The organism is Pseudomonas sp. G5(2012) (genome assembly GCF_000408945.1).
GTDB lineage: Bacteria > Pseudomonadota > Gammaproteobacteria > Pseudomonadales > Pseudomonadaceae > Aquipseudomonas > Aquipseudomonas umsongensis.
On the sequence record NZ_APIO01000044.1, the window covers coordinates 213047 to 228067 of the forward strand.

General features: G+C 58.0%; 19 protein-coding genes. 8 read left to right on the top strand and 11 right to left on the bottom strand.

Translation table 11 applies throughout. The annotated features are described in order from the left end of the window. Positions 1-125 precede the first annotated feature (125 nt). Positions 126-776, top strand: a complete 651-nt coding sequence (locus PG5_RS15535) for a hypothetical protein (protein ID WP_020798063.1) — start codon at positions 126-128, stop codon at positions 774-776. Positions 777-900: 124 nt separating this feature from the next. Here PG5_RS15535 and PG5_RS15540 read toward each other — a convergent pair whose 3' ends face one another. The 3 genes from PG5_RS15540 to PG5_RS15550 form a co-directional block, all read right to left on the bottom strand. Further along, the gene (locus PG5_RS15540; protein WP_042955430.1) at positions 901-2427 is read right to left on the bottom strand and encodes a SulP family inorganic anion transporter; all 1527 of its coding nucleotides are present in this window, start codon (positions 2425-2427) and stop codon (positions 901-903) included. Positions 2428-2517: 90 nt separating this feature from the next. Next, positions 2518-3249 (bottom strand): carbonic anhydrase, encoded by a 732-nt coding sequence (locus PG5_RS15545; RefSeq protein ID WP_020798065.1) that lies wholly within the window; start codon positions 3247-3249, stop codon positions 2518-2520. Positions 3250-3489: 240 nt separating this feature from the next. Continuing rightward, positions 3490-4548, bottom strand: coding sequence for a PA0069 family radical SAM protein (locus tag PG5_RS15550; RefSeq protein ID WP_020798066.1), 1059 nt, complete (start codon positions 4546-4548; stop codon positions 3490-3492). A 190-nt stretch (positions 4549-4738) separates the two neighbouring features. On the opposite strand from PG5_RS15550, the gene PG5_RS15555 reads away from it, so the two are divergent. Then, on the top strand, positions 4739-5044 hold the full coding sequence (locus PG5_RS15555; protein WP_020798067.1) for a hypothetical protein: 306 nt from the start codon (positions 4739-4741) through the stop codon (positions 5042-5044). A 53-nt stretch (positions 5045-5097) separates the two neighbouring features. Here PG5_RS15555 and PG5_RS15560 read toward each other — a convergent pair whose 3' ends face one another. Together PG5_RS15560 and prlC are read right to left on the bottom strand one after the other, a co-directional pair. Then, the gene (locus PG5_RS15560) at positions 5098-5385 is read right to left on the bottom strand and encodes a YheV family putative zinc ribbon protein (protein ID WP_008064765.1); all 288 of its coding nucleotides are present in this window, start codon (positions 5383-5385) and stop codon (positions 5098-5100) included. Then, positions 5382-7433 carry an oligopeptidase A gene (gene prlC, locus PG5_RS15565; RefSeq protein ID WP_020798069.1) on the bottom strand — a complete coding sequence of 684 codons (2052 nt, stop codon included), beginning with the start codon at positions 7431-7433 and terminating at the stop codon, positions 5382-5384. Before prlC ends, PG5_RS15560 begins: the two co-directional genes overlap by 4 nt. Positions 7434-7522: 89 nt before the next feature. Between prlC and PG5_RS15570 the strand changes: the two genes are divergently transcribed. Both PG5_RS15570 and PG5_RS15575 read left to right on the top strand, forming a co-directional pair. Continuing rightward, entirely contained in the window at positions 7523-8068 is a 546-nt protein-coding gene (locus PG5_RS15570; protein WP_008064772.1) for a gamma carbonic anhydrase family protein, read from the top strand. A gap of 28 nt (positions 8069-8096) precedes the next feature. Continuing rightward, positions 8097-8747: an HAD family hydrolase gene (locus PG5_RS15575; RefSeq protein ID WP_020798070.1), complete on the top strand. Its 651-nt coding sequence runs from the start codon at positions 8097-8099 to the stop codon at positions 8745-8747. A gap of 166 nt (positions 8748-8913) precedes the next feature. Here the strand turns inward: PG5_RS15575 and PG5_RS15580 are convergent, their stop codons facing one another. Next, on the bottom strand, positions 8914-9981 hold the full coding sequence (locus PG5_RS15580) for an aminopeptidase (RefSeq protein ID WP_020798071.1): 1068 nt from the start codon (positions 9979-9981) through the stop codon (positions 8914-8916). A 60-nt stretch (positions 9982-10041) separates the two neighbouring features. Here PG5_RS15580 and PG5_RS15585 point away from each other — a divergent pair, with 60 nt between their 5' ends. Both PG5_RS15585 and PG5_RS15590 read left to right on the top strand, forming a co-directional pair. Next, positions 10042-10464, top strand: coding sequence for a hypothetical protein (locus PG5_RS15585; protein WP_020798072.1), 423 nt, complete (start codon positions 10042-10044; stop codon positions 10462-10464). 40 nt (positions 10465-10504) lie between these two features. After that, positions 10505-10924, top strand: a complete 420-nt coding sequence (locus tag PG5_RS15590) for a hypothetical protein (protein ID WP_020798073.1) — start codon at positions 10505-10507, stop codon at positions 10922-10924. A 6-nt stretch (positions 10925-10930) separates the two neighbouring features. On the opposite strand, the gene PG5_RS15595 is transcribed toward PG5_RS15590, so the two are convergent. Both PG5_RS15595 and PG5_RS15600 read right to left on the bottom strand, forming a co-directional pair. Then, positions 10931-11164, bottom strand: coding sequence for a DUF1161 domain-containing protein (locus tag PG5_RS15595; protein ID WP_020798074.1), 234 nt, complete (start codon positions 11162-11164; stop codon positions 10931-10933). A gap of 163 nt (positions 11165-11327) precedes the next feature. Next, positions 11328-11759 carry an OsmC family protein gene (locus PG5_RS15600; protein WP_020798076.1) on the bottom strand — a complete coding sequence of 144 codons (432 nt, stop codon included), beginning with the start codon at positions 11757-11759 and terminating at the stop codon, positions 11328-11330. A gap of 237 nt (positions 11760-11996) precedes the next feature. On the opposite strand from PG5_RS15600, the gene PG5_RS15605 reads away from it, so the two are divergent. Then, positions 11997-12998 carry an LLM class flavin-dependent oxidoreductase gene (locus tag PG5_RS15605; RefSeq protein ID WP_020798077.1) on the top strand — a complete coding sequence of 334 codons (1002 nt, stop codon included), beginning with the start codon at positions 11997-11999 and terminating at the stop codon, positions 12996-12998. Between the two features lie 78 nt (positions 12999-13076). On the opposite strand, the gene PG5_RS15610 is transcribed toward PG5_RS15605, so the two are convergent. Beyond that, a complete protein-coding gene (locus PG5_RS15610) occupies positions 13077-13301 on the bottom strand; it encodes a DUF1161 domain-containing protein (protein ID WP_020798078.1) in 225 nt (74 codons plus the stop codon). Positions 13302-13424: 123 nt separating this feature from the next. After that, positions 13425-13640 (bottom strand): dodecin, encoded by a 216-nt coding sequence (locus tag PG5_RS15615; RefSeq protein ID WP_007940746.1) that lies wholly within the window; start codon positions 13638-13640, stop codon positions 13425-13427. A gap of 157 nt (positions 13641-13797) precedes the next feature. Between PG5_RS15615 and PG5_RS15620 the strand changes: the two genes are divergently transcribed. Beyond that, entirely contained in the window at positions 13798-14124 is a 327-nt protein-coding gene (locus tag PG5_RS15620; RefSeq protein ID WP_020798079.1) for a YqjD family protein, read from the top strand. On the opposite strand, the gene PG5_RS15625 is transcribed toward PG5_RS15620, so the two are convergent. Further along, positions 14097-15014, bottom strand: coding sequence for a LysR family transcriptional regulator (locus tag PG5_RS15625; RefSeq protein WP_020798080.1), 918 nt, complete (start codon positions 15012-15014; stop codon positions 14097-14099). The genes PG5_RS15620 and PG5_RS15625 overlap by 28 nt on opposite strands. Between the last annotated feature and the right edge of the window lie 7 nt (positions 15015-15021).

Consider the following 15021-nt stretch of genomic DNA (forward strand, 5'->3'; position numbering starts at 1 on the left):
TGGCAAACCGATATAACGGAGGCGTCTCAAGGATGAAATAATTATGACAAATGCGTCTTAGCATTTTTCGTATGCCAGCTAAGTTATGTCTTCCCTATTTCATTGCCTTGTTTCCTGGAGTTTTCATGAACACCGCCGCATTGCGCGAGCAGATCCAAAAAGCACAACAACACGAAGCCGAGAGCGGCCTGCTGACGCGTCAGCTGGAAAACCAACTGCCTCACCTACACCGCGCGATCCAATTACCGGAGGCGGATGCCAACGGCGTCCTGACACGTTTTGTCGCCGCCTACATTGAGGAAGTACCTGATCTGCTGGATGCAGCCAATGAAGTCGCCAGGGAAGCGGGTATCGAATCGCAGGTAAAACCGGTGCTGAAAATCGCCGAACAGTACTTCCTCCAGCCGCCGGCGATCATGGCCGGGCACGTCGGGCTCGACAGCCTGCTGGACGAAGCCTATCTGGCGCACCGGTTCGTCGAAGAGGTCAACGACCTGTACATCAAGCATCTTGGCCAGCCACTGATCCCCTTGGACATGACTGTCGCCAACCTGATTGCTCACCAGTTGATCGGTGAGGAGTTCGCCAACCAACTGGACGAGGCGGTGCATCACGCTGTGGACGAGATGCTCAACGACGAAAGCTTTGCGCTGGAGTCGGTCGAAGCCTACCGCGAGAAACTCAGCAGCCCGGACACCGGCGCCGCATGGAAGCGCTGGCCGTGCATGTCCCGCCGCCTGGGTGTGGGCCTGGAGCTGGAACAGCCGGTGGCGTAGGTTCGCATTACCCTTGTAGGAGCGAGCATGCTCGCGATGGTCGACAACGATTCCGCGGGTATTCTGACACCCCGCGGTGTTCTTTGGTCCATCGCGAGCAGGCTCGCTCCTACAGGTGGGTTATTCAGCCAGCCGCACCAATTCCGATATTGGTCCGCACCCGGCCCTCCAGCCTTCGCTTCAACCCGCGCGACTCGATCAACAATTTCGAGCCCTTGGTCGCATTCGCCCGTCCCCATTCCTCCAGCAATTCCAGGCACGAATGGTCGATGTAGCTCAGGTTATTGAGTGGCACATGCACCGTCGCACCTGCCGGAATGCTACCCAGTACCCGGGTCAACGCCGGCACCTTGAGAAAGGTCGCCGCCCCCACCAGACGCAGCTCCATTTCGCCGTCCTGCGGAAGGTCGATCAGGCTTATTTTCAGTCGTGAGGCTTTCAGCGCCAGCTTCACCAAGGTCAAGCCGAAGCCGACCAGCACGCCCGTCAGCAAGTCGGTGAAGATGATCGCCAGCGCTGTCGTGGCGTAGGTGAACATCGGCATTCGACCGTATCGACCCAAACCGCGAAAAGCCTTGAGATCCACCAGTTTGAAACCGGTGTAAACCAACACACCGGCCAGGCTCGCCACGGGAATGCTTTGCAGCACGCTCGACAACAACATTACGAACGCCAGCAGCCATAATCCATGGAAAATCGTCGAGTAACGCGTGCTGGCACCGGCCTGGACATTGGCCGAGCTGCGTACGATCACTCCGGTCATCGGCAACGCGCCGAGCATTCCGCAAAGCATGTTGCCAACGCCTTGGGCGGACAGCTCGCGGTCGAAGTCCGAGCGTTGACCACTGTGCATGCGGTCGACTGCGGCAGCGGATAGCAAGGTTTCGGCGCTGGCAATGAATGCGACCGCGAATGCGGCAATCAGCAACGCAGGGTCAGCCAGGTTCAGCAAGTCGGCAGGTTTAAGCCAATCGATGGCTTCGGACAGGTTTGCGGGTACTTCCACCCGTTTGACTTGCAGCGCCAAGGCCAGGCTGACGACGGTGGCGATCCCAACCCCCAGTAGCGCGCCGGGAACGAAGCGCAGGGAATGGGGACGCAGCTTTTCCCACAACCACATGACTGCGATCGTTCCCAACCCAAGCAAACCGGCCTGCCAGCCAAAGGATGGCAAAGCCTGAGCCACGGCGGCCGGGAAGGCTGCCAGGTTATCCAGCCCCGAGGGCTTGGGCGTGGCGTCCAGCATCACGTGCAGCTGTGACAGGACGATCAGCACCCCGATCCCGGCGAGCATGCCGTAGACAACGGCAGGTGCTGTCACGCGAAACCAGCAGCCGAGTTTCAAGCGACCAGCGACCAACTGTAAAAAGCCCGCCAACAGCAGGATCGGCCCGAGCATGACCACGCCATGCTGGCGTACCAGTTCGAACACCAGCACCGCCAGACCTGCCGCAGGACCACTGACTTGCAATGGCGAGCCGGCCAGCCAACCGACTACCAGTCCACCGATGATCCCCGTGATCAGGCCTTTGGCTGGTGGCAGTCCCGAAGCAATGGCAATGCCCATGCACAATGGCAGGGCGACCAGAAACACCACCACCGAAGCCAAAAGCTCCCGTGGCAGCACTGTTTTAAGTTGCGCAGCACGCATGATGATTCTCCCGAAGTTTTCTTCAGGCATGGCAAGGCCGGACCGCTGCAACAGCGGCCGGCATCAAACCACACAGATGGTTAGGAGGATTTAGAAGCGCGCTTTGGGCGTCGCCACCGGAATCGGATGGCTGCCGTCGAGCGGCAGGAAACGACCCTGATCCGCGTCGTAAGCTTTGATTTCGCTGGTTTCGATGTCATAGACCCAGCCATGGATGAACAGTTGACCGTTCGCCATGCGCGAGGCGACCGAGGGATGGGTCCGCAAGTGTTGCAACTGGGCGATGACATTTTCATCGGTGAGGACGTGCATGCGTTCGTTTTCGTCGGCGCAGTTGCAGTTGTCGTGCACCATGGTTTTCGCGACTTCCGCATGCCGCAGCCAGGCTTTGACCGTAGGCATTTTTTCCAGGCTGTCGGGATTGAGTACCGCACGCATCGCTCCGCAATCGGAGTGGCCGCAGATGATGATGTGCTGCACGCCCAGTGCCAGCACTGCGTACTCGATGGCGGTGGACACACCACCGTTCATCTGGCCGTACGGTGGTACGACGTTGCCGACATTGCGAGTGACGAACAGGTCGCCCGGCGAGCTGTGGGTGATGAGCTCGGGGACGATGCGCGAGTCAGCGCAGGTAATGAACATCGCCCGTGGCTGCTGGGCCGTGGCGAGTTTTTTGAAGAGTTCTTCCTGTTGTGGAAAGATCTCATGATGAAAATGCAAAAAGCCGTCAACGATATGCTTCAGCGCTGCATCGGCGCTTTCCGCCCCGGGTTGGGCAGAAGCCGACGCAGCCAACGGCTGTTTATCCTTGTCACTCATGATTCATCCTCTTTGGCGGAGTCAGGGATATTCCCGTTTTGTCCGGTGTGAAGCCAGTGGCTGTCTAAAAAAACATCCAGGTCGTCGATCGACCCGTCAGTCACTCGATGAACAAGGTAGCCGTCGAATCTTAACTCAAACTGAAAAGACCGCTCTAGAACCTGTGTTCCAGGTCACAAAAAACGTGACTGGCGAAAAAGTTGAGGGCGATCCTCGTACTCAACCATAGGCTAATTGTCCTCAAATCAACGACATTTGGCGACCCGGGGGACAGAAGGCATCGCAGTCCAGGTTGAAACCTTCCCGATGGTTGAGCCCCAGGCGTTTAATGGCTTTGGCAAAACGTTGTGCCAACAAATCGGCAAAGGGGCCTTCACCACGCATGCGTGCGCCAAAGCGACTGTCGTACAACTCGCCGCCACGGCTCTGGCGAATCAGGCTGAGGACATGGGCCGCACGTTGCGGATAGTGGGCCGCCAGCCACTCTTCGAACAGGGGCGCGACTTCCAGGGGCAACCGCAGCATCATGTAAGCCGCGCTTTGTGCTCCAGCGGCATGGGCTTCTGTGAGCAGGTTTTCGATTTCGCTGTCGTTGATCATCGGAATCATGGGTGAGCACAGAACGCCCACAGGAACTCCCGCTTCGCGCAACACCCTGATCGCCCGCAGCCGGGCCTTGGGGGCCGCCGCGCGGGGCTCGAGGATGCGCTTGAGCTCGTCGTCCAACGTGGTCAGGCTGATCATCACCGCCACCAGCCGTTGACGGGCGAGTTCGGCCAGCAGGTCCAGATCGCGCAGAATCAACGAGCCTTTAGTCACGATGGTTACCGGATGACGATAGCGCAGCAGCACTTCGAGGGTTTGGCGGGTGATCTTGCAGTCGCGCTCGATGGGCTGGTAAGGATCGGTGTTGGAACCCAGGTTAATCGGTGCGCATTGATAGCCACGTTTGGAGAGCTGTTCTTCCAATATGTCCGCTGCATTGGTCTTGGCGATCAGCTTCGTCTCGAAATCCAGACCTGGCGACATGTCCCAATAGGCGTGACTGGGCCGTGCATAACAGTAGATGCAACCGTGCTCGCAGCCACGATAAGGGTTGATCGAGCGATCGAAGGGCAGGTCCGGTGAATTATTGCGGGTGATGATGGTTTTCGCGGTCTCGATGGACACCTCGGTGCCTTGGGTCATCGGCGCTTCCTGGTACCAACCGTCGTCCTCGGCCACCGAGCGATGGGGGGCGAAGCGGTTATGCGGGTTGGTGGCGGTGCCGCGACCGCGTGGAGGCAATGGCGCGTTCATGGGAATGGCTCGCATGCTGTATGCCCATACAGTATACGTGAAAGATTCGAGTGACCAGTGCCGTTGGGCAGCTCTTGGTTTCGAAAGTCACTGAACGATACACATCGCGTCTGGTTGAAACGCTCCAGCGACCGGTATTGTTATGGTCGCTCCATGCATTGATTGGAGTATTAATTAAAAGGATTTAATTATGTCGATGTTTAATCGCCGCGGTATTTTTTTGCAGAAACTTGGTCCGACTGTCGTCGATCCAAATGAAGTGCTTGTATCGATGCAGTTCGCATTGAAAGAAGAGACTTGGGATACGAAAAATTTCGCGACGAGCACCGCTTTGCTGGACGCCACCACCCTCATCGCCTCCTCAAATGATGGGGGGCAATCATTCAAGATCCGTAACCTCAAAAAAGATGTCGATGGTGACGGCGATATTGATGCCGAGGACATGATGAAACTGCTGGCGCTGGCCAAAGCCTACGTCAGCATTTCCATGCCTTGACGGAATCTCAATACCTCTCACGGCGTTGCGCCGTGAGAGGTGTCGCTTTCCTCTCAGTGTTGCTCGTCAGGCTTTTTCTTCAGCTTCGGATTCGGAAAAAACTGCACGGCCTGAACCTTGGTGTCCGCAGGCTTGAGTGCGGAAGTGTTGACCCGGGTACCCAGTTCCTTGGGAACGGACAGGCCTTGTTCATTCAGCGTATCGGAGTAACCGCAAGCCACGCATTCGCGATGCGGTACGTCGTCTTCGCTCCACATCATCAACTTGTCCGGCTCGCTGCAGGCTGGACAAACCGCGCCGGCGATAAAGCGTCGTTTGGTAATCACGGGACTCTCACTCATGCTGCCGCGCCCTCACTCAGGCCGCTGTGGCGCAAGAGTGCGTCAATCGACGGCTCACGACCACGAAAATCGACGAACAGCACCATCGGCTCTTGAGAACCGCCGCGCGCGAGGATCGCTTCGCGGAACGCCCGGCCGGTGTCGGCATTGAGCACGCCCTCTTCCTCGAATTTGGAGAAAGCATCGGCCGAGAGCACTTCAGCCCATTTGTAGCTGTAGTAACCCGCCGCGTAACCACCGGCGAAGATGTGCGCGAAGCTGTTAGGGAAGCGGTTGTAGGCCGGAGGACGCATCACCGACACTTCGTCGCGCACGCCTTCAAGCACTTGCAATACGCTGCGACCGTCACCATGGGTGGCGTGCAGTTCGAAGTCGAACAGCGAGAACTCCAGTTGGCGAACCATCATCAGGCCGGACTGGAAGTTTTTCGCCGCCAGCATTTTCTGTAGCAGGTCCTGGGGCAGTGGTTCGCCGGTTTCATAGTGACCGGAGATCAGCGCAAGCCCCTCGGGCTCCCAGCACCAGTTTTCCATGAATTGGCTTGGCAGCTCGACCGCGTCCCAGGCCACACCGTTGATGCCGGACACCCCGGCGTGTTCGACGCGGGTCAGCAGGTGATGCAGGCCATGACCGAACTCGTGGAACAGAGTGGTGACTTCATCGTGGGTCAGCAGCGCAGGCTTGCCGCTGTCGGCCGGAGTGAAGTTGCACACCAGGTTGGCCACCGGGCTTTGCAGCACCCCTTCGGCGGTGCGGCGACGATCGCGGGCACCGTCCATCCAGGCACCACCGCGTTTGTTGGCGCGGGCGTAGAGGTCGAAGAAGAAGCGGCCGACGTGCTGGCCGTTTTCCTTGATTTCGAACAGGCGCACATCCGGGTGCCAGGTGTCGAAGCCTTGCTGCTCGGCGATTTCGATGCCGTACAGGCGTTGCACGATGGCAAACAGGCCGCCCAGTACTTTATCGATCGGGAAGTAGGCACGCAGGGCTTCCTGGGCAACGCTGTAACGTTGTTCGCGAAGTTTTTCGCCATAGAAGCCGCTGTCCCAGCTTTGCAGGTCCGGGCAGCCCTGTTCGGCTGCATAGGCCTTGAGCTGTTCCAGGTCCTGGGCGGCGAACGGCTTGCTGCGCTTGGCCAGGTCGCGCAGGAAGCTCAGCACCTGATCGCTGGATTCTGCCATTTTGGTGGCCAGGCTCAGTTCCGAGAAACTGGCGAACCCCAGGAGCTTGGCCAGCTCCTGACGCAGGTCGAGGATTTCCTGCATGACCGGGCCGTTGTCGTTCTGGCCGGCATTCGGGCCCTGATCCGAGGCGCGGGTGCAGTACGCAGCGTAGACTTCTTCACGCAGGGCGCGATCGTGGGCGTAGGTCATTACCGCGTAGTAGCTCGGGAATTCCAGGGTGATCAGCCAGCCATCGAGGTCCTTGGCTTGCGCGGCGGCGGCCATTTGCGCCTTGGCCGAATCGGTCAGGCCGGCGAGGGCAGCTTCGTCGGTGATGTGCTTGGTCCAGGCCTGGGTGGCATCCAGCAATTGATTGGAGAAGCGGCTACCCAGCTCCGACAGTTTGCTCTGCACTTGGGCGTAGCGCTTCTGCTCGGCTTCCGGCAGGTCGATACCCGACAGACGAAAATCGCGCAGGGCGTGTTCCAGGATAGTTTTCTGCGCTACGTCGAAACCGGCGGCTTCCGGACTGTTGGCCAAGGCCTCATACGCCTGGAACAGTTCACGGTTCTGGCCCATTTCCGTGGAGTAGGCGCTCAATGCAGGCAGGCAAGCCTCATAGGCTTCACGCAGTTCGGCACTGTTGCACACGGCATTCAAATGGCTGACCGGACTCCACGCCGCACCCAGGCGGTCATTGAGCTCGTCCATGGCCAGCACCAGGCCGGCCCAGGTCGGTTGTTTGCCCTGGGTCTTGAGGATCTCGATAATGGCGGCGCGGTTGTCAGCCAGGATCTGTTCAATGGCCGGTTGCACATGCTCGGCACGGATCGCGGAGAACGGCGGCAGGTCGTAGGACTGCAAAAGAGGGTTGTTCACGCTCACGGTTGGCACCTTGGCTGGAAGAAACATGCAGCCATCTTAATTACAATCGACACTCACCGCAGCTATCAGCGACAGAGAGAGAACCTATCGTGTCCCTTCGCAAGTACCAGAACCACACGCCGTTGCTCGGCAAAGGCGCTTTTGTCGACAGTTCGGCGGTGGTGATCGGCGATGTTGAAATCGGCGAAGACAGCTCGGTATGGCCATTGACGGTGATCCGTGGCGACATGCACCGCATCCGCATTGGCGCGCGTACCAGCGTGCAGGATGGCTGTGTGCTGCACATCACCCATGCCGGGCCGTTCAATCCGGATGGTTTCCCGTTACTTATTGGCGACGACGTGACCATCGCCCACAAAGTCATGCTGCATGGCTGCACTGTGGGCAGCCGGGTCCTGATCGGCATGGGCAGCATCGTCATGGACGGCGCGGTGGTCGCCGACGACGTTATTATTGGTGCCGGAAGCCTGGTACCTCCGGGTAAACGCCTGGAAAGCGGTTTCCTGTATGTGGGCAGCCCGGTGAAACAGATCCGGCCACTGACTGACAAGGAACAAGCCTTTTTCACCTACAGCGCGGCGAACTACGTGAAGCTCAAGGATTTGCATCTGGCCGAAGGCTACGACCAGATCTGAAATGTCTCGCTATCGCCCAGGAATCTTCATGCATTACCAAACCGTTCTGTTTGACCTTGATGGCACCCTGACCGACCCGCGCGAAGGCATCACCCGTTCGATCCAGTTTGCCCTGGGTAAGCTGGGCATCGATGAACCCGACCTGACCAAACTCGAACACTTCATCGGTCCGCCCTTGTTACAGGCTTTCATGCAGTTTTATAGCTTTGACGAGCCCAGGGCCTGGGAGGCGGTGAACTTCTATCGGGAACGCTTCAAGGTTACCGGGCTTTATGAAAACCGCGTATTCGACGGTGTTACACCGCTGCTCGAAACCCTGGGTGGGCAAGGACGACAGCTGTACATCGCGACCTCTAAACCCTGGGTTTTCGCCCGGGAAATCGCTCGCCATTTCGACTTCGCCAAACACTTCAAGGTGATCTATGGCAGCGAACTGGACGGCACCCGGACCAACAAGGTCGAACTGATCGCCCACCTGATGGCCGAAGAAGGCCTCGACCCGGCCAGTACCCTGATGATCGGCGACCGTAAGCACGACCTGATCGGCGCGCGCAGTAACGGGCTGGATGCGGCAGCGGTGGGTTATGGGTTTGGTAGCCGGGAGGAGTTGAGTGCCGAAGCGCCAACTTATCATTTTGAAACGTTGGACGAGATGCATCAGGCGTTTTTGCGCGAGTAGGAGCGAGCGGACGGCGATCCGACTTGCCGGCGAAAAACGATGACGCGGGGCAACAGACACACCGCGGCGCCCAATTCGCCTATAGGAGCGAGGCTTGCCCGCGAAGAACGATAACGCGGTTCAACAGGTACAACCGCGGCGCCTGGTTCGCCGGCAAGCCTGGCTCCTACAATGCCTTCAATGCCGCTTTACGCTGTTCAACCGGCAACGCACCCAACTTTTCGACCTGTGCATAAAACTTCACCCAATCCCCACCTACTTGCCTGAACAACGCCGCAAACGCCGGCACCCATTGGTCATACAGACCGAACGGCAGCAATCGTGCATTGTTCATCGGCGCATTAATCCAAGCGTCGTAGCGTTTGTCCCCGGCCCATTGTTCATCACGCATCTGGCGGTATTCGGCGCGCAACTGTTCGAACGCCTCAGCTTTACGCTGGCGCATTTGTTCGGGCGGCAGCGGCAGGGTGTATAGCTTTTCAAGCCGGGTGCGGGTGTCCAGAATCAGCTGAATGAATTGGCCCCGTTGTTTCTCCTGTGTTCTGTTTACGGGTGGAAGGCTACGGTAAGCCCGCCATTGGCGGGTGCCTTCCTGCTCGACAAAGGTGGCGAATGACTCGTTGAACTCAGTGTCATCCTTCACATAAACACGCTGATGCGCGAGTTCATGAAAGATCAGCGTGGCCAGTCGTTCATCACCCCAGCCCATCATTGAGTTCATGATCGGATCGTTGAACCACCCCAGGGTCGAATAGGCCTCTACTCCACCGATGGACACGTCCATGCCTTGCATGCGCTGCAGCGCCGCCTCACCGCGAGCCGCACTCTGGCTGTAATAGCCGCGATAAGCCACGCAACCGGCGACGGGGAAGCAGTGGTTTTGTGGCTTCAGGGAAAATTCCGGTGTGACAAACACGTTCCAGACCACGTAGGGACGGCCAATGTCGGCATACAGGCGGTAACTCTGATTATCCGGCAGGTGCAGTTGCTGGCTGGCAAAGGTCCTGGCTTTTTGTGATTGGACCAGGTGCGCGCGCAATTTCTGATCGCGCTGTGGGTCGGCAATGACGCGGGCAACGGGTTCCCGGGCCCGCAGCAGTTGCAGTTGACCACTGGCCAACTGGCTGTAGTAGCTGACGCTGGAACAACCGTTGAGTAACAAAAACAGCACACCCGGAAACAAAATGCGTAAAACGCGATCAAGTAACCCAAGGCTTCGATGCGGCCTGATCAAAATAAAAAAATCCCTGGAAAGTCTGCTCGCAAGACTATCCCGCTTGACTGGAGCTCCGCTATGCGCAAGTTGATGCTGACGGGAGGCCTGCTGATGCTGGCCGGATGTGCTGGATTCGGATTACCTCGCCATGATCCGACGCAAGCCTGGATCGATCTGGAGTCACATCAGGAAGACACGGCCCTGCTGGCGCTTGAAGTGGACAACAAAGCGGCAACCGACAAGCGCTATTTCGAGGTTCAACCCGGCAGCCATGAGTTGACCGTTCGCTACCAGTTCCCCGTCCAGCCCACCAATATCGGTCCCGATGCGCAACCGCTGTGGCGAGACTGTCAGATGAATGTGAAATTCAACGACTTCAATGCAGGCGAGCGCTATCAATTGCAGGCGGGGAATATTGGTTTCCGGCCATGGGCCAAGCTGTATGATCAACAGCGAAAAGTGATTGGCCAGGGCACACCAGCGGGCTGTCAACGATCCTGATCGGCGCTATCCTGAATATCCTGACATAGGGATATTTATCATGCGCAGGTTGATGCTGTTACTGGCTGCAAGTGCCGTGGCCGGCTGTTCGACGCCTATGCCGGCGGCCAATCGGCACATGGCGTGGGTAGACTTCTCTACGCCATTTCCTAACGATAAATTGCTGATGGCGGAGCGACTGGATAACCAGCGCTTGCGTGACGGGCGTTTTTTCCAGGTCACTCCCGGTAGCCACGAGCTGACCGTGCGCTTCGATTTTGAAGTGCCAGGCGGGAGCTCGGACTTGTTCGGCGGTACTACGGAGCGGCTATGCTACATAATCGTTAAATACGATCATTTCGAAGCCGGTCAGCGTTATCTGTTACAAGCCCGTTCCATGGCGTTCACCCCTGAAGCGCGCCTGTATAACGCCAGGCGCGAGATCGTCGCCGAAGCGAGCCAGATCAACTGTGTGCCTTGATTCAGGTCAGCGGTCATTCTTCTGGTAAATGATTTTCTTGGTGCCGCCGTCGCAGGAGCCAACGACCATGTTCTGATCGTGCACTTCGTCGTTGGTAACGATTTCCAAGGTGTAGGACGTCACGCCTCGGGCCTGGATCTTGGCTTCGATTTCGGCCTTGAGCTCTTCACAAGGTTTGGGTGCCGCCAGGGCCGAAGTGGCCAGGGCGCAGCAGATAATCGCCAAGGTAAAACGTTTCATGGTTGAAGCTCCTTGAGGCAGCGCGCATAGGTCATGCGTTTGTGCTGCTGTCATTTATTCGACCACAGTTTTACCGGGCAAATCTGTTTCAAATCAAAAAAGATCGCAGCCTGCGGCAACTCCTACAGGATCAAGAGTTGCCGAAGGCTGCGATCATGCGAACTTAGTTGACCAGCGTCGCATCCAGGCTGATTTTCGCATTCAGCACCTTGGAGACCGGACAACCCTCTTTGGCCTTGTTGCTCAACTCATCGAACTGCGCCTGGCTCGCGCCGGGGATTTTTGCCTTGAGGATCAATTTCACGGCCGTGATCGCGAAACCACCTTCTACCTGGTCCAGGGTCACTTCGGCGTTGGTATCGATGCTGTCGGCCTTGAGGCCGGCCTCACCGAGAATCATCGAAAACGCCATGGAGAAACAGCCCGCATGGGCCGCACCGATCAACTCCTCCGGGTTTGTGCCCTTTCCGCCCTCAAAGCGGGCCTTGAAGCCATAGGGCGCGTCCCTGAGCACACCGGTTTCGGTGGAAATCGAACCGATGCCGGTTTTCAGATCACCTTCCCAATGGGCCGATGCTTTCTTGGTGATAGCCATGCCTGTCTCCTCAAGATCCGGCGCGAAGCGTCGCGCCGTTGTGGTTTCGGTCGTTAGGGTTCTGAGGGTAGACCGGGGAGCAAAGTTCAGCGCATCTGATCGTTCGGTTTTTTGTCGCTAAATTTCGCCTTGCTATTGAAACTCGGGTATATGCCCTCATTGCATGAAACACGCTTATGGATTCGGCAGGTTTTCGTTTGTAAAAAAACCTGCGCCCTCAATTGGAGAAGCAGGTTTATGAAACGACTGTCCGATATCAAATTCTCGACCCTCGACCTGGTGCCCGTGCGCGAAAACGGCAGCGCCGCCCAGTCGTTGCGCAACTCGCTGGACCTGGCGCAGCACGTCGAGAAGTTCGGCTATAACCGCTTTTGGGTGGCTGAACATCACAACATGGACGGTATTGCCAGTTCTGCAACCTCCGTGCTGCTTGGCTATCTGGCCGGTGGTACGTCGACCATCCGTGTCGGGTCCGGTGGGGTAATGCTGCCAAACCATGCACCGCTGGTCATCGCCGAACAATTCGGCACGCTGGAAAGTCTGTATCCAGGGCGCATCGACCTGGGGCTTGGCCGTGCGCCCGGTTCCGACCAGATGACGGCCCGTGCGCTGCGTCGCGAACGTTCCGGCAGTGCCGACGACTTCCCGGAAGATGTGGCCGAACTGGTGCGTTATCTCGGCCCGCGCACCCCGGACCAGCGCGTCATCGCAATGCCGGGTACCGGCACGAATGTGCCGATCTGGTTGCTGGGCTCAAGCCTTTTCAGTGCGCAGCTGGCAGGGGAGCGCGGTTTACCTTATGCGTTCGCGTCACATTTCGCTCCGCGCTTCATGCATGAGGCCATTCGCGTCTACCGCAATCACTTCAAGCCTTCCGCCGTGCTGGACAAGCCGTACGTGATGCTTGGCGTGCCTCTGGTCGCCGCCGACACGGATGAACAAGCCGACTATCTGGCGACCTCGGTATTCCAGCGTATTCTTGCGCTGATGCGTGGTCAGAGCCTGGTGCAGCGCCCGCCGGTGAAGACGATGGACGGGCTGTGGTTGCCTCATGAGAAAGAGGCGGTCAGCGATTTCCTGGGATTGGCGATGATCGGCAGCCCGCAAAAAATCCGCGCCAAGCTGGACGTGCTGATCGAGCAGACCCAAGCCGACGAGCTGATTTTTACCTGCGACCTGTACGAACATGCGGATCGGCTGCATTCCTATGAGCTGCTGGCGCAAGTCATGAAGGGCTGAACACGTTGACCGCAAAAAAGCTGACGCGATGGCGTCGGCTTTTTGCTGGCAATCGGTTGGGGCTACCGTTTTCTGGTGCTACCGCTTATAGACTATTTCCTTGCTGCCCTTCTCGCAGGTGCCGACGATTTTCCCGCCAGACGCATTGCCTTTGTCGACAATTTCCAGCGAATAGCCGGAAATGCCCTTGGCGTCGAGCTTTGCTGCGATTTCGGCTTTCAATTCTTCGCAATTTTTGCCGTTATCAGCAAAGGCAGTACCCACCAGGCTCAACAAGCCTACCGCCAAAATAAATTTCTTCATCAGTCGCATTTCTCTGGTCGGATCAAAAAAAGGCATCCAGCCATTGGCCGGAAACGCATCTAGCGCACTGCCATTCCTTATGGCATTCGGCCAGCGCTCAAGTTCAACAGACTAGAACCAACGTCAGCTACTGGCAATCCGGAACCCGACCTTGAGTGTCACCTGGAAGTGCGCAGCCTTGCCATCCTTGATATGGCCACGGGTCTCAGTGACTTCGAACCATTCCATGTACTTGAGACTTTTGTTGGCCTCGGCCAGTGCGTTGTTGATCGCGTCTTCAATACTACTGGTGGACGAGCCGACGAGTTCGACTTTCTTATAGGTGTGATGGTCAGTCATGGCGTTCTCCTTAGGGTGTGAAATACAGCCTAGCAGTGATTTTCTGTCTTACTTCCTTCGGTCGTTGCGACATTGATACTCACATTTACTGCACTTTCTCGAGTCCCTGAAGTCCCAACCAACACACGCCACTCATCAACAATGCAGGAGAGCCACCATGGCCAACAGCTCGTTACGTAAAGCCTCATTGCAAAGCATGGAAGCGGAGATCGAGAGTCTGCTCAAATCCTTGGAAAGCCTGAAGGACGACGCCTCGGACGAGTCGCGTAAAACCCTCAAGGTGCTTAAAGGCAATGCCGAGAACGCTCTGAGGCATTCACGCCATCTGCTCTCGGATGCCTATGAAGAGGTCAAGGTCAAAACCCGTGAAACCGGAATTGCCACTCGGGATTACGCGCAGGAACACCCTTGGACGACTGCTGGTGTTGCCGTTGGTGCGCTGGGCCTGTTGGCGGCCTATTTGCTGTTTAAGCGCGGGGAATGATCTGTCTGGCGCAGCTCAGTCTTGAGCCATTGCGCCAGTTGCCTGGCGCGCCCGTCCGCGGCGCGCTTGGGTAGCCACAGGGCCAGTTGAGCGGGTGTTTCGCAAAATCCCCAAGGGGCGACCAGGCGACCCGCCTTCAGGTCCTCGGCCACCAGCGGCTCGGGAGCAATCGCAACACCCAGTCCGGCTACGGCCGCTTCCAGCAAATAATACAAATGCTCGAAACCTTGGCCGTACTTCAACGCTTTGGCGTCGAGGCCGCTTTGCTGCGCCCAACTGGGCCAGGCTTGCGGTCGCGAAGTGGTATGCAGCAAGGGTTCAGTGAGCAGCGCTGCAGCCGGCGCTGTTTCCAGGTGCTCATAACCGGCGAACCGTGGGCTCATGACCGGGCCGATCCGTTCGCTGGCCAGTTCGAAGACCTGCATATCAGCGGGCCAGGGCGGTTCGGCAAATACGAGCAGGGCATCCAGGCCGGGGCGACGGGGATCGAGATCGCCTTCGCCGGCTGACAGGTGCAGGCGCAAATCAGGCAGATCAGCGTTCAGTCGGCCCAGGCGCGGTATGAACCAGCGTGCCAGCAGGCTTCCTGAGCAGCCCAGGACGAACGGTGCATCGGCAGTGCTTTGCGTGAGCTCGGCGCACACCGTGCGCAGGCGTTCGAAGGCGTCGGCGCTGGCATCGCGTAAACGCATGCCGGCATCTGTGAGTTTCAGGCCACGGCCTTCCTTGGTGAACAGGCTCACCCCGAGGTGTTCTTCAAGCACCTTCAGTTGGCGACTGACAGCACCGTGGGTGACATGCAGCTGCTCGGCAGCCTGGCTGACGCTGTTCAGGCGGGCAGTGGCTTCGAAGGCGCGCAAGGCGTTCAGGGGTGGCAGATCGTGGCTCATGATATCT